Here is a 14,055-nt window from a genome sequence, read left to right as displayed (position 1 = left end):
TCGGAAGATGCGGGTGTGGTTGTCCCGAAGGAGGCGTAACATGAAGAGATCTTGGCTGCTGGCAAGTCTTGTGGTAGTGGCTTTGCTGACAGCGGGGTGCAGCCTGTTGCCGGGGCAGCAGGCGCCGGCCCAACCCACGACCGCGACCCAGGCGACGCAGCCCTCCGCGGGCGGAGATACGATGCCCACGGCGGTCATCCCGACGCCCGGGGCCGAGGTGGGGACCGTGGCCGCGCGCGTGAACGGCCAGGAGATCCCCATGGCCACGTTCCAGAAGCAGTTCTTCCAGTTCAAGGTGGCGCTGACGGATCAGAACGTGGACCTCACCACGGACGAAGGGAAGGCGGCCCTGGCCCAGGTGCGCATCCAGGTACTGAACTCGCTGATTGAACTGGCGCTCATCCAGCAAGCCGCGGCGCGCATGGGCATCTCTATCTCCGACGAGCAGTTGGAAGCCCGCGTGCAGGAGACCGTGGCGGCGGGCGGCGGCGAGGAAAAGTTCCAGGCGTGGCTCGCCGAGAGCGGCATCACGCCCGAGGAGTTCCGCGAACAACTGCGCGCCGAGTTGCTCACCGAGATGGTCATCCAGCAGGTAACCACGTCCGTGCCGGAAACGGCCGAACAGGTGCACGCGCGGCACATCCTATTGAGCACCGAACAGGCCGCCCAAGAGGCTCTACGCCGCATCCAGGCCGGCGAGGATTTCGCCAAAGTGGCCCGCGAGATGTCGCAGGATGAGGTTACGCGCGCCGACGGGGGCGACCTCGGCTTCTTCCCCAAGGGGATGTTGAGCGTGCCCAAGGAGATAGAGGACGCGGCCTTTGCGCTACAGCCCGGCCAGGTCAGCGGCATCGTCCGCAGCCCCTACGGGTATCACATCATCCAGGTGCTGGAGCGGCAGACGGGGAGGACGCTCCCGCCGGATGTGTACCAGGCGATGAAGCAGAAAGCCTTTGACGACTGGCTCCAGCAGCAGCGCGCCGCCGCCCAGGTGGAGATTCTGGTTCCGATGGAATAGACGCCCCTTCACGCGGAGCGCGCGGTTGAGATGGGGCTATCTACTCTCCGCGCGCTTCGCGGTCTCGGCGGTGAACCTTTGACTGAGGAGACTGCATGGCAGAAAAGAAACGAGTCGCCAAGATCGCCATAACCGGCAAGGGCGGCGTCGGCAAGACGACCCTGGCCGGTCTTCTTGCGTACATCTTCGCCGCCCAGGGCGAAAACGTCATCGCCATTGACGCCGACCCCGACGCGAATCTCGCCTCGGCGCTGGGGTTCCCGCCGGAACTGGTGGAGCAGATTACCCCCATCGCCGCCATGGACGACCTCATCTACGAGCGCACCGGCGCGCAGCGCGGCACCACCGGCGGCTTCTTCCAGATCAACCCGCGCGTGGACGACATCCCCGACCGCTTCAGCGCCGTGCATCGGGGCATTCGGCTGCTGGTGCTGGGCACGGTCAAGAAAGGCGGCGCGGGGTGCATCTGCCCCGAAAGCGCGCTCCTGCGCTCGCTGATGGTCAACCTGCTGCTCCACCGCAACGAGGTGGTCATCGCCGACATGGAAGCCGGCATTGAGCACCTGGGGCGCGCCACGGCCCAGGCGGTGGACGCCATGATCGTCGTTGTGGAGCCGGGCCGCCGCAGCCTCCAGACGGCGGAGACGATTCGTCGCCTGGCGGGAGATTTGGGCCTCGCGCGGGTCTTCGTGGTGGGCAACAAGGTGCGCAACGACGAGGATCGCCGCTTCATTGCCGAGAACCTGCCCGACTTCAAGGTGCTGGGGTACCTTCCGTTTTCGGCCGACGCCATCCGCTCGGATCTGGAAGGCAAAGCCGTGTACGACATCGCGCCCGGCCTGGTGGCCGAAGCCGAGAAGATCGCCGCGGCCCTGCGCGGGAACGGGAAGTAGGGCGGCTATCCCTAGCCGCCGGTCAGCATGGAAACCAGACCTACGGCGCGGCGGCGGGCGGCGGGACGCGCCCGGCCTGCTCCGAGGCCGAGAGGAGGTGAGCGATGCCGCGAATTGCCGTGCAAGGGATTTCGCTCCACTACGAAGAGGCTGGCGCCGGCGAGCCTCTGCTCTTCATCCACGGTCTGGGTTCCAGCGGGCGCGACTGGGAGATGCAAATCCCCTTTTTCGCCCAGAACTACCGCGTGGTCGTGTTTGACCTGCGCGGGCATGGCAAGTCCGACAAGCCCCGCGGCCCCTACACCATGTCCCAATTCGCCGCAGACGCCGCCGGCCTGATGCAGGCCCTGGGCATCGCGCCGGCGCACGTGGTGGGCATCTCGCTGGGCGGCATGATCGCGCTGCAACTGGCGGTGGACCGGCCCGATATGGTCAAGAGCCTGGTGATCGTGAACAGCGGCCCCGAGTTCGTGGCGCGGACGCTGAAGGAACGCCTGGCCGTGCTCCAGCGCTTCCTTATCGTGCGCCTGGTCGGGATGCGCAGGATGGGCGAAATCCTGGCGGCACGGCTCTTCCCCAAGCCGGAACAAGAGGCGCTGCGGGCGATGCTGGTGGCACGTTGGGCCGAAAACGACCCCCGCGCCTACCGCGACGCCATGCGGGCGATCGTGGGCTGGAGCGTGGCCGACCGCCTGGGCCAAATCGCCGTCCCCACCCTCGTGGTGGCGGCAGACCAGGATTACACGCCCGTGTCGGCCAAGCAGGCCTACGTCGCCAAGATGCCGCGCGCGGAACTGGCGGTGATTCACGACGCGCGGCACGCCCTGCCCGTGGAGCGCCCCGACGAGTTCAACGCCGTTGTGGCGGCATTCCTCGCCCGTCAGCGCGCGTAGCGCACGGGCAGCCGCCGATTCGGTCCCGACGCATCGCAGGTACGGGAGGCGAGGTGATGAACGTGGCGGTTGGGATCGTGTTCATCGGCTACGTGCTCGGTTCCATCCCGACGGCCGTCATCGTGTCGCGGCGCGTGGCAGGGGTGGACATTCGCACGCTGGGCGACGCCAACATGGGCGCCCGCAACGTTTCGCGGACGTTGGGCTGGAAGCCGGCGGTGGTCGTGGCGGTGGTGGACTTCGCCAAAGGGTTCGCGCCGGTGGTGCTGGCAAAGGCGCTCGGGTTGAGCCTGACCTGGCAGATCGCCGCCGGAGTCGCCGCGCTCTTGGGGCACGACTTCCCGCTGTTCGCAGGGTTCAGCGGGGGGCAGGGCCTGGCCACCACGTTGGGCGTGCTGATGACGCTGGCACCCAGGGAGATGGTCATCGGCCTCATCGTGTACGGCTTGCTCTACCTGCTCACGCGCAATTCGGACCTGGGCGCGGGCGTGGGCATCGGGCTGACCGTGCTGCTGATGGTGCTGGGCGGGCAACCCACGGGCCTTGTGCTCGCCAGCCTGGCGATGATCCTCTCCATTCCGGCGAAGCAGGCGCTGGACCGGCCTCGGCGCATGCGGCTGCAAAAGATGTAGGCGGCGCGCCCATCAGGACCGCGTGATCGTCCCCAACACCTCCCAGCCGCTTTTCTGCGCGTGAGCCGCCAGCGCCCTGTCGGGGTACACGGCCACGGGATGCCCGACCGCTTCCAGCAGCGGGATGTCGGTGCGATTGTCGGCGTAGGAGTAGGAGTGCGGCCAATCCAGGTCCATGCCCTCGCGGGCGGCAAGGCGACGGATGCCCTCCACCTTGCCCCGGCCGGTGATGGCCAGCCCGGTGGGGCGGCCGGTGTACCTACCGTCGCGCACCTCGGCCTCCGTGCCCACCACGTGGGCGATGGACAACTCCGACGCCAGCATCTCCAGGAGTCGGCGGAACCCGCCCGACACCAGCATCACGATGTGGCCTTGCGCCTGGTGCTGGCGCAGGCGCTCCAGCACGTCGGGGCGCAGGCCGGGCAGAATGCGCCACTCCAGGATGAAGCGGAAGAGCGCGTCGCCCTCTTCCAGCGACAACCCTCGCAGAATCCAGGTCAGGTCGCGCGCCCACGAGCCGTAGAACCGTTCGTCGCTGAGGACGCGCATCAGGTTCAGCGGCCACAGGGCCATGTGCGCCAGCAGGTAGGTCCAGATCAGCCCCGTGCGCTCGCGGCGCTCGCGGAAGTAGTCGGACATGTCCTTCCACAGATGCCCCGCATACAGGGTGCCGTCAAAGTCAAAGAACGCCGCAACTTGCATAGCCCTCCCTCCGTTTCCAGCACGCTGACCGCGAGTGGGTGAGGTCAAGAGCACCATCGCTGTTCGCCTTGCCACCGTTGCGCCCGCGTATTATAATATCAACACACCGGAGAAGGAAACTTGGGCGCATGGCGGACTACACGGTACATCCCATCGGGCGCGTGGAGAACGGCATTACCGAACTGGACGGCGTGGTCTGGGAGGATTTGGAGTCCAGGGTTGTGCTTGACCCGGAGTTTGCCGACGGCCTGGACGGGATGGAGGGGTTCTCGCACATCCTCGTGGTCGGCTACTTGCACCGCCAGGGGGACCTGCGCGAGCGTCGCCTGCACGTGCACCCGCAAGGGCGCGAAGACTTGCCGCTGGTGGGCGTGTTCGCAACCCGAAGCCCGAAGCGACCCAACCCCATCGCCATCACAGTGGTGCCCCTTCTCCGGCGAGAGGGCAATGTGCTGTACGTCAGGGGTCTGGACATGGCCGACGGCACCCCCGTGCTGGACATCAAGCCATACCTGACCCGAGGGGACCGGGTGGAGGATGCCCGAGTGGCCGAATGGCTGCACCGCCTGTGGGAGGCGAACGATAGGGAACGCGCGGATTCTCGGAAGAAGGGAGGCAACCCATGCTGATCCGAGACTTTGAGGTCAAAGACTGCGACCGACTTGTGGAAATCCTCAAGGCGAACCAACAGTACGGGCACCCCGAGATGGACGGCCCCGAAGCGATGAAGCGGGTGGCCGAGTGCCAGGCGGCCGAGTTCCTGGTGGCCGAGGAGGACGGCCAGGTTGTGGGCATGATTCGCGGCGTGTTTGACGGCTCGCGCGCCATCATCTACATCGCCTCGGTGCACCCGGACTATCAGCGGCGGGGCATCGGGCGCGCCCTGGTTCGCGCCATTGCCGAACGATTCAAGGCGCGGGGCGCCCAGACCCTGTCGGTGGTGATTCCGGGCGAGGTGGGGTTCTGGGCCAAGATGCACTTCCGCCAGACGACCCGCATCATGACCGCCCACCCGATAGACTCGGTCTTTGAAAAGTGAGGCCGACGCGGGCGCGCCTACGGCAAAGGCAAGCCCCTTTGCACCCGCCGACAGCGCCGGTCGCCGAAGATGAGCCACCTGCCTGTCTTTGGCGTTCTCCCGACAGGCGGATATAATCACGCCGGCAGCCTCCCCGATGCTGCCCTAGAAATGAGACGAGATGCACCGAACCTACGTCGCCCTGGATCTGGAGACCACCGGGCTGGACGCGGAACGGGATTCCATCATAGAGGTCGGCGCGGTGAAGTTCCGGGGCAAGGAAGTCCTCGGCACCTGGTCATCGCTGGTCAACCCCTCGCGCCCGATTCCCTACAGGATCACCCAATTGACGGGCCTCCGCGACGAGGACGTGCAGAATGCGCCCGCCCTGAAGTCGGTCCTGCCCGACCTGGTGCGGTTCGTGGGGAATGGGCCCATCGTGGGGCACAGCGTGCAGTTTGACCTGGAGTTCCTCGCCAAACAGGACGTCCTGACCAACGCGGACGCCATAGACACCTTTGAACTGGCCAGCATCCTGGTGCCCCACGCCCCGCGCTACAGCCTGGAGATTCTGGCGCAGACATTGGGCGTGCCGGCGACGGTGCACCACCGCGCCCTGGACGATGCCAAGACAGCGATGGATTTGTTCAACATGTTGGTGGAGCGCGCCTTGTCGCTGGACACGCGCCTGCTTGAGGAGATCGTCGGGCTGACGCAGCGCAGTGGATGGGCGCTCCGAGACCTGTTCCGCGACATCTTGTCCTACAAGGGGCGGTCGGCATTCGTTACGGGCAGCCTGGGGCAGCAGGTGCAGTCCAAGGTCGGCGACGACGCCTACGGCCTGGGCATTCTCCTCCTACAAGAGGACGAGGAGCCGCCCCTGCGCCCCACCGCGCGCAAGGTTCCCGTGGATGTGGAGCGCGTGGCGCGGATGCTGGAGGAGGACGGAGCCTTTGCGCGGCGCTTCCCGCATTTTGAGCATCGCCCCCAGCAGGTGGAGATGCTCCGCGCCGTTGCCCGTAGCCTGAACGAAGGGCATCACCTCATGGTGGAGGCTGGCACCGGCACGGGCAAGTCGCTGGCCTACCTCCTGCCGGCCATGCACTTCGCCCTTGAAAACGAGCGCCCCGTCGTGATCTCCACCAACACCATCAACCTGCAAGAGCAACTGTACCTGAAGGACATTCCGGACATCCAGAAGGTGCTGTCGCTTGACGTGCGGGTGGCGCTGCTCAAGGGGCGCAGCAACTACCTGTGCCTGCGCCGCCTGGCGGCCATGCGCGCCCGCGACAACCTGAACGGGGACGAACTCCGCGTCCTGGCCAAGGTCCTCATCTGGCAGCAAACCACGGCCACCGGCGACGTTACCGAGTTGTTCCTGCCCAGCCAGCAAGAGCGGGCCGTCTGGTCGCAGATTTCGTCCGAGCAGGAGAGTTGCCTGGCCGAGGACTGCCCCCATCGGCAGAAGGGCCGCTGCTTCTTCCACCGCGCGCGTCGCCGCGCCGAGCGCGCCCACATCCTCATCGTCAACCATGCGCTCCTGGTGTCGGATGTGGCCGTGGAGAATCGCGTCCTCCCCGAATACAAGTACCTGATCGTGGACGAGGCGCACCACTTTGAGGACGCCATCACCCGGCAACTCAGTTTCCAGGCCGACCGCATGGGGCTGGACCGCCAACTGGGGGAAATCAGCCAGAAGACAGCCCCGGGCCGGCATCGGGGGCTCCTCACCGACGTGGCCATGCGGTGCCGCAATGCGATCCCTGGGCCCAACCTGCGCGACCTGGAGGCGCTCCTGGCAGACGCACGCAACGACGTGGACCTGGCCCAGCGGGCCTTGGGGGACTTCTTCGCCATCGCCGACGACTTCCTGCGCGAGCATTCCAACGACGCCGACAACTCGGGCTACAGCCAGCGCCTGCGCATCACGCCTGGGGTGCGGGCGCAACCGGCCTGGAATCTCGTGGAGACGGCCTGGCAGGACTGCGCCACAATCCTCGCCAGGGTAGAGCGAGACCTCCAGCAAGTGGGCCAGACTCTGGAGGGCATGGAAGCCTACGACGTGCCCGAACTGGACGATATGCTCCAGGATTTGGCTGCGCAAATCCTGCGGTTGCGCACCGTCCGCGATCAAATCGGGCAGGTCATCTTCAAGCCCTCCGAGAATCAGGTCTGCTGGTTTGAGCGGAACACGGAGCGGAACATCCTGTCGCTGAACGCGGCCCCGTTGCAGGTGGGCGACCTGGTGCGCCAGCATATCTTCAGCCAGAAGGAGGCGGTCATCCTCACGTCGGCGACCCTGTGCGTCAGCGGGAAGTTTGACTACATGCGCAACCGACTGGGGGCGTGGGAAGCCGAAGAACTGGCGGTGGGTTCGCCGTTTGACTACAAGGCGTCTACCCTGGTCTATGTGCCGATGGACATGCCCGAGCCGCACGCACCTTTCTACCAGCGCACCGTGGAGGATGCGCTTATCCAGTTGTGTAAGGCGATGGGCGGGCGAACGCTCGCGCTGTTCACCTCGTACAGCCAGTTGAAGGCCACCGCGCGGGCCATCACCAAGCCCCTGGCCGAAGAGGACATCCTGGTGCTGGAACACGGCGACGGCGCGTCGCGCCAGCAGTTGCTCACAACCTTCCGCGAGACGCCGCGCGCCGTGCTCTTGGGCACGCGCTCCTTCTGGGAAGGGATTGACGTCATGGGCGAAGCGTTGAGTTGCCTGGTCATCGCCCGCCTGCCCTTCGCCGTGCCCACCGAGCCGATTTTCGCCGCCCGCAGCGAGACGTTTGAGGACCCGTTCAACCAGTACGCGGTCCCCGAGAGCGTCCTGCGGTTTCGCCAGGGGTTCGGCAGGCTCATCCGCAGCCGCACCGACCGAGGCGTGTTCGTGGTGCTGGACAAGCGCATCATCAGCAAGGCGTATGGCCGTATGTTCCTGGACTCCCTGCCGCCGTGCACCGTGCGCAAGGGCGCACTGGCCGAGTTGCCAGAAGCGGCGCGGCGCTGGGTGGACGGCCCCGCGCAGCCTCGGAGCGGCCCGCAACAAGCGGACGCATGACGGCGCGGAGGGCCTGCGTGACCAAACGGGTGTGGAGAATCGTGCGGCTCGGCATCATCTTGGCCCTGGCGGTCGCGGCGGCCGCCCTTGTGGCGCTGTGGAATATCCTCGGCGCGGCGCGGGCGGAGAAGAAAGCCCCCGCCGACGTGATCCTGGTCCTGGGCGCGCCGGTCTGGCCCGGCGAGCAGCCCAGCCCCATCCTGCGCAGCCGCATTGAAGCCGGCGTGGCGCTCTACATGCAAGGCTACGCGCCGCGCATCATCGTGAGCGGGGGCCTGGGGAAACTCCCGCCCTCCGAGGCCGAGGCCATGCGGCGGGTGGCCGTCGGCATGGGCGTGCCGCCGGAGGCCATTCTGTTGGAAGATCGGTCGCACTCCACGCTGGACAACATCCGCAACACCGCGCAAATCATGGCGGCGCACGGCTGGCGCTCGGTCCTGGTGGTGTCCGATCCCTACCACATGTTCCGCGCATGTCGCATGGCCGCCGACGCGGGGCTTGAAGCCTACCCGGTCCCCGTCGCCGACAGCCCAGGCTGGACGATTCCCAGGCTGCGCGCGTACTTCACGTTTCGCGAGACCTTCGCCGTGATGGCATATGAAATCACCCGCGTCGGGAGATGGCTACGTGGACACGTATTCTGATGCCCTGCGTTATCTGTACGGACTCCCCAGTTGGCAGTATTGGGTAACGGATCGTGAGGTTGTGCCTCCGAACTTGGACCGGTTCCGCACCCTGCTCAAGCGCCTGGGTTCGCCGCATCGCGCCTTCCAGTCGGTGCACGTCGCCGGCACCAAGGGCAAAGGCTCCACCAGCGCCATGATCGCCTCCATCCTGGCCCAGGCGGGATACCGGACGGGGCTGTACACGTCGCCGCACTTGCACACGTTCCGCGAGCGCATCCAGGTGAATGGCGAGATGATCTCCGAGGCGGAGGTCGTGGAACTGGCGAACTGGATTCGCCCCACGTTGGAGCGCACCCCCGGCACGACCTTTGAGGCCATCACGGCGATTGCGTTTGAGCATTTTCGTCGCCGTGGCGTCCAGATCGCGGTGTTGGAGGTGGGGCTGGGCGGCAGGTTTGACGCCACCAATGTAGTGCGGCCCCTAATCTCGGTCATCACGTCCATCGGCATGGACCACATGAACGTGCTGGGCAACACCCTGGATCGCATCGCCGCCGAAAAGGCCGGCATCATCAAGCGGGGTGTGCCCGTCGTCTTCACGCCGCAGAAGGCGTCGGCGGCGGCGGTCCTGGCCGAGCGGGCGCGGCAGCGGCGGGCGCGGCAGGTCTGGGTGGGCCGAGACTGGCGCTGGCAGTTGGAGGGCCAGACCCACGAGGGGCAGCATTTCCTCGCGTCTTCCGCGCGCGGGCCGCGGGCCGGATGGCCGGTGCCTCTGGCGGATTTGTTCATCCCGCTCATCGGGCGACACCAACTGGACAACGCCACCGCCGCCATCGCCGCCGTGGCCGAGTTGGAGCCGCGGGGGTTCCCGGTGTCCGAGGACGCGCTGCGGCGCGGGCTGGCCGAGGTGCGGTGGCCCGCACGGCTGGAGGTGATGCAGTCCTCGCCGTGGCTCATCGTGGATTCGGCGCACACGGTGGAATCCGTGGAAGCGGCCCTCGCGACGGTTCGGGAGATTCTGGGCCGCGCGCCCGACGTGGTGATCTTCGGCGCGTCCGCCGACAAGGACGTGGCGAGCATGTTGCGTCTCATTCCGTCCGCGACGCGCCTGGTGTTCGCGCAGGCCCCCCACGAGAGGGCCATGGACGTGGCCGAGTTGCAGCGCACCGCGCGCGCCCTTGGGCGAGAGTCGGCGGGCGTTCGCTCGCCGCGCCAGGCGCTGGACCATGCGCTCACGGACGTTGGTCAAGGCGGCATGGTCCTGGCGCTTGGTTCCATCTTCCTGGCGGCCGCCGTGCGCGAGGCGTGGCTGGAACGGGAAGGTCGCCCGCTGCCGCCGAAGGATCCGGTGTAGGGCCGCGCGGGCCTACTCCACGCCCACCTCGCTCTCGGGCGGGCGTTTGCGGCGCAGGCGGTACAGCAGGTGGCGCAGCCTGGGCCACAACATCATGCCCGCCACGTACACCAGCGGCGCGTAGGCGAAGTCGTAAGCGCCCAGGTAGCGCACCACCCGCCCGCCAAAACCCTCCTTGAACCGATACACGCCCCAAAGGCCATCGCTGCGCTGCGCGGCGAGGGCTGCCGACGCGGGATCCTGCCCCACCTCGTCGGGGATGCCCCAGAAGTCGTACACCTTGCACCCGCGCGCCCGCGCCCACTGGATGGCGCGCCACTGGAGCAGATGATTGGGCATCAGGTTGCGGTAGCGGTTGGACGACGCGCCGTACATGTACCAGGCCGACGCGCCGAACGCGAAGACCATCAGGCCGGCGATGACCTCGCCATCGTACTCGGCCAGCAGGAGCCGCGCCATGTCCGCGGGCACGAACGTGCGATACGCGTCGCGGTAGTACTTCTCGGCGTGGATGGGGAAATCGTCGCGCAGGCTGGTGATCTGCGACAGGCGGTAGAAGACGGCCACATCGGCCTCCGTGCCCTCGCGCACCCGCACGCCCTTGCGCTCGGCCAGTCGGATGTTGTAGCGGGTCTTGGGCTTCATGCCCGCGAGAATCTCCTCGGGGTCGCGGTCAATGTCCAGATGCAGGGTGCTCAACGGCTGCACCTTGCCTGCGAACCGAAAGCGCATGGCGGCCAACTGCCGCGCCAAATCCGGGCTGTAGGGCAGGTCAGGCTCCAGGCGCAGGAAGACGGCCCGCCGCCGACGACACAGGTCGTGAAGCCCGCCCACCACGGCCTCAACGAGGGCCGCATTCTCCCAGTCCACAACCGGGCCTTTTGGCACGTAGGCCACGGAGACGGGGCCCACCTGTCGGAACAGGACCTGCGCCCCGGCCACCGGCTCGCGCCCCTCGCGCACGATGACCCTGCACGCCGACCACGCGTGCCGCGACTTGAACTGCGCCCACTGGCAGGATTGCAGCAAGTGGCCGTGCCTGTGGCGCTCCACGAAGCGGTTCCATTCTTCGTCCAGCCAGGGAGCCGGAGCCTGGATGTCAACGGCGATCGTCATGTTTGCGGGTTCCCTCGGTGGTTTGCTTGCGCCATTATATCACAATAGCGGCGAGAAACGGGAATCGCGAACACAACAGGCTCGGTGCGGTTTGCGTTTGTGAGCAAGGCGCGACGCGCTTCGGAAGGTGTGCTTCCGAAGGTGGGTCGCACCTGCTCACGCTCGCTTTTTCATAAGAACGCACGATGTGGTAGCATAGCGCCAGGAGGCCCATGGGGAGGTCGCACATTCGGTTGGCGCTGCTCTCTCGGCGGCCATCGTAGGGCAAATTGGCAATTTGCCCTACGTCTAGCGGCTCCCTGTTCTGACGGGCCGAACTGAAGATGCGAGTGTTCTATTGGAGTAGCGAGATTCAATAACAGGAATCGTGAACAAAACAACAAGGCTTTGACAAGGGGGCTGTTCTGGGGTAAAATGCACGCGAAACCTGCGAATCTTGGGACAGGATGTTTGGTGAGTACAATGGTTGGGCACGTTGCGCTCTTCGCTTCCTATTGAGATGCCCCGAGCAGGGCCAGCCGCCGACAGGCGAACTGCCCTTATTTTTGTGCCTTTCGCATTGACCATCCAAACACAACATCATGGCTTGCCGTGCGCAGCGACAGGCAAGAGGAGGAACTATGAGCAAGTTGGTTGAAGTACGTTGGCATGGCCGTGGCGGCCAGGGCGCGGTTACGGCAGGCAAGGTCCTCGCCGAGGCCGCGCTGGATGCAGGGCTGTACTTCCAGGCCTTCCCCGAGTACGGTCCGGAGCGCATGGGCGCGCCGATTCAGGCGTTCACCCGCATCAGCGATCACCCCGTTGACCTCCACTGCCAGATTCAGGAGCCCGACGTGGTCGTGGTGCTGGACCCCACGCTCCTGGGCACGGTGAAGGTAACCGAGGGCCTGAAGCCCGACGGGATTCTGCTCGTCAACACGAGCGCGTCGCCCGCCGAAATCCGCGAGCAACTCAACCTTCGCACCGGGCGCGTGTTCACGGTGGACGCCAGCCGCATCGCCATTGAGACGCTGGGGCGCGAAATCACCAATACGCCCATGCTCGGCGCGCTGGTCAAGGCCACCGGCCTGTTTGAGGTGGACGCCATTGTGGAGCAGACGCGCCAGCGGTTCGCCAAGAAGCACATGAAGGCGGACATCGTAGAGGCCAACGTCGCCGCGATTCGTCGCGCAGCCGAAGAAGTCAAAGAGGGCTAGCCCTCGTCGGAAAGGAGGACACTGTGGCTAAGGGTTGGAAAGACCTCCCCATCGGAGGCATGATTGTGGAAGCGGGTAACTCCGCGCAGTACAATACAGGCGCGTGGCGAGCCTTCCGCCCCGTGCGCGATGTCAGCCGTTGCACCAACTGCATGTTCTGCTGGGTCTATTGCCCCGATTCCAGCATTCGGGTCAAGGACCAGAAGATGGTGGGCTTTGACCTGCTCCACTGCAAGGGCTGCGGCATCTGCGCCAACGTGTGCCCCGTCAAGTGCATTGAGATGCACGACGAAGCCGAGTTCGGGGGCTCCATAGAGATGGTGGATGAGCCTGGCCGCGCGGGAGGTGCCAAATGAGCGAGTTCAAAGCATTGGATGGGACCGGCGCCGTCGCCGAGGCGATGCGCCAGATCAATCCGGATGTCGTTGCAGCGTACCCCATCACGCCCCAGACCGCGATTGTGCAGACGTTCTCGGAGTTCGTCGCCGACGGGCTGGTGGACACCGAATTCATCACCGTGGAAAGCGAGCACAGCGCCATGAGCGCGTGCGTGGGCGCTTCGGCTGCGGGCGCGCGCGTGATGACGGCCACCTCGTCGGCGGGCCTGGCGTTCATGTGGGAAATCCTGTACGTGGCCGCGTCCAACCGCCTGCCGATTGTGATGACCAACGTGAACCGCGCCCTGTCCGCGCCCATCAACATCCACTGCGACCATTCCGATTCCATGGGCGCGCGGGATGCGGGCTGGATTCACCTCTTCTGCGAGAACGCCCAGGAAGCCTACGACACGGTAATCCAGGCCGTGCGCATCGCCGAGCACCCCGACGTGCTCCTGCCGGTCATGATCCTGTTTGACGGCTTCATCACGTCCCACGCCGAGGAGCGCGTGGAAATCTTTGACGACGCCAAGGTCAAGGCATTCGTCGGCGAGTATCGGCCCAAGTACTCGCTGCTGGACCTGGATCACCCGGTAACCTACGGGCCGCTGGACTTCACCGACTACTACTTTGAGCACAAGCGCCAGCAGGTGGAAGCCATGCGCCACGCCCAGAAGGTCATCCTGGATGTGGCCGATGAATTCGCCAAGACGTTTGGCCGCAAGTACGGCCTGTTTGAGACGTACCGCCTGGACGACGCCGAGGCGGCGATTGTGGTGTCGTCGTCCACCGCAGGGACGGCGCGCGCGGCCGTGGACAAACTGCGGGCGCAGGGGGCCAAGGTGGGCCTGCTGAAGCCTCGCGTCTTCCGCCCGTTCCCGGCCCAGGAGATGGTGTCCGCCCTACGGCATGTCAAAGCCGTGGGCGTGATGGACCGCGCCATCTCCTTCGGCTCCATGGGGAACGCCGGGCCGCTGTTCCTGGAACTGGCCGCGGCGATGAAGATTTACGACGCCAACGTGCCCATGGCCGACTTCGTCTTCGGCCTGGGCGGGCGCGACATCGTCCCCTCCCAGATTGAGGGCGTATTCCACGACCTGCTCCAAATCGCCAAGACCGGCAAGGTAACCGACCTGGTCTCCTATGTCGGCGTGCGCGAGTAGGCGGGAAAG

14 protein-coding genes are annotated in these 14,055 nt (G+C 66.1%); 12 read left to right on the top strand and 2 right to left on the bottom strand.

Annotated features, from left to right (window positions below; translation table 11 throughout):
- Positions 1-40: 40 nt before the first annotated feature.
- From H5T65_05225 to H5T65_05210, 4 genes are all read left to right on the top strand, one after another.
- Positions 41-1,018, top strand: a complete 978-nt coding sequence (locus H5T65_05225) for a peptidylprolyl isomerase (GenBank protein ID MBC7258627.1) — start codon at positions 41-43, stop codon at positions 1,016-1,018.
- Between the two features lie 95 nt (positions 1,019-1,113).
- Positions 1,114-1,911 (top strand): AAA family ATPase, encoded by a 798-nt coding sequence (locus H5T65_05220; GenBank protein ID MBC7258626.1) that lies wholly within the window; start codon positions 1,114-1,116, stop codon positions 1,909-1,911.
- 104 nt (positions 1,912-2,015) lie between these two features.
- The gene (locus H5T65_05215) at positions 2,016-2,804 is read left to right on the top strand and encodes an alpha/beta fold hydrolase (GenBank protein ID MBC7258625.1); all 789 of its coding nucleotides are present in this window, start codon (positions 2,016-2,018) and stop codon (positions 2,802-2,804) included.
- Between the two features lie 56 nt (positions 2,805-2,860).
- On the top strand, positions 2,861-3,436 hold the full coding sequence (locus tag H5T65_05210) for a glycerol-3-phosphate acyltransferase (GenBank protein ID MBC7258624.1): 576 nt from the start codon (positions 2,861-2,863) through the stop codon (positions 3,434-3,436).
- Positions 3,437-3,448: 12 nt separating this feature from the next.
- Here H5T65_05210 and H5T65_05205 read toward each other — a convergent pair whose 3' ends face one another.
- Entirely contained in the window at positions 3,449-4,138 is a 690-nt protein-coding gene (locus tag H5T65_05205) for an HAD family hydrolase (GenBank protein MBC7258623.1), read from the bottom strand.
- A 128-nt stretch (positions 4,139-4,266) separates the two neighbouring features.
- Between H5T65_05205 and tsaA the strand changes: the two genes are divergently transcribed.
- The 5 genes from tsaA (at position 4,267) to H5T65_05180 (ending at position 10,194) form a co-directional block, all read left to right on the top strand.
- Positions 4,267-4,767: a tRNA (N6-threonylcarbamoyladenosine(37)-N6)-methyltransferase TrmO gene (gene tsaA / locus H5T65_05200; protein MBC7258622.1), complete on the top strand. Its 501-nt coding sequence runs from the start codon at positions 4,267-4,269 to the stop codon at positions 4,765-4,767.
- Positions 4,761-5,177, top strand: coding sequence for a GNAT family N-acetyltransferase (locus H5T65_05195; protein ID MBC7258621.1), 417 nt, complete (start codon positions 4,761-4,763; stop codon positions 5,175-5,177). The genes tsaA and H5T65_05195 overlap by 7 nt, the downstream gene beginning before the upstream one ends.
- 160 nt (positions 5,178-5,337) lie before the next feature.
- Positions 5,338-8,214, top strand: coding sequence for a DEAD/DEAH box helicase family protein (locus H5T65_05190; GenBank protein ID MBC7258620.1), 2,877 nt, complete (start codon positions 5,338-5,340; stop codon positions 8,212-8,214).
- A 17-nt stretch (positions 8,215-8,231) separates the two neighbouring features.
- Entirely contained in the window at positions 8,232-8,858 is a 627-nt protein-coding gene (locus H5T65_05185; GenBank protein ID MBC7258619.1) for a YdcF family protein, read from the top strand.
- Positions 8,842-10,194, top strand: a complete 1,353-nt coding sequence (locus H5T65_05180; GenBank protein MBC7258618.1) for a bifunctional folylpolyglutamate synthase/dihydrofolate synthase — start codon at positions 8,842-8,844, stop codon at positions 10,192-10,194. Before H5T65_05185 ends, H5T65_05180 begins: the two co-directional genes overlap by 17 nt.
- Positions 10,195-10,206: 12 nt before the next feature.
- On the opposite strand, the gene H5T65_05175 is transcribed toward H5T65_05180, so the two are convergent.
- Positions 10,207-11,310 carry a peptidoglycan bridge formation glycyltransferase FemA/FemB family protein gene (locus H5T65_05175; protein MBC7258617.1) on the bottom strand — a complete coding sequence of 368 codons (1,104 nt, stop codon included), beginning with the start codon at positions 11,308-11,310 and terminating at the stop codon, positions 10,207-10,209.
- A 620-nt stretch (positions 11,311-11,930) separates the two neighbouring features.
- Here H5T65_05175 and H5T65_05170 point away from each other — a divergent pair.
- Genes H5T65_05170 through porA form a run of 3 tightly spaced genes read left to right on the top strand, consistent with a single transcriptional unit; the run spans position 11,931 to position 14,046 of the window.
- A complete protein-coding gene (locus H5T65_05170) occupies positions 11,931-12,506 on the top strand; it encodes a 2-oxoacid:acceptor oxidoreductase family protein (GenBank protein MBC7258616.1) in 576 nt (191 codons plus the stop codon).
- A gap of 59 nt (positions 12,507-12,565) precedes the next feature.
- On the top strand, positions 12,566-12,862 hold the full coding sequence (locus H5T65_05165; GenBank protein MBC7258615.1) for a 4Fe-4S binding protein: 297 nt from the start codon (positions 12,566-12,568) through the stop codon (positions 12,860-12,862).
- Positions 12,859-14,046: a pyruvate ferredoxin oxidoreductase gene (porA, locus tag H5T65_05160; protein ID MBC7258614.1), complete on the top strand. Its 1,188-nt coding sequence runs from the start codon at positions 12,859-12,861 to the stop codon at positions 14,044-14,046. Before H5T65_05165 ends, porA begins: the two co-directional genes overlap by 4 nt.
- Positions 14,047-14,055: the final 9 nt, after the last annotated feature.

This window comes from Chloroflexota bacterium (assembly GCA_014360805.1).
In the GTDB taxonomy this organism is placed as follows: Bacteria; Chloroflexota; Anaerolineae; order DTLA01; family DTLA01; genus DTLA01.
This window is presented reverse-complemented; position numbering and strand designations above follow the sequence as displayed.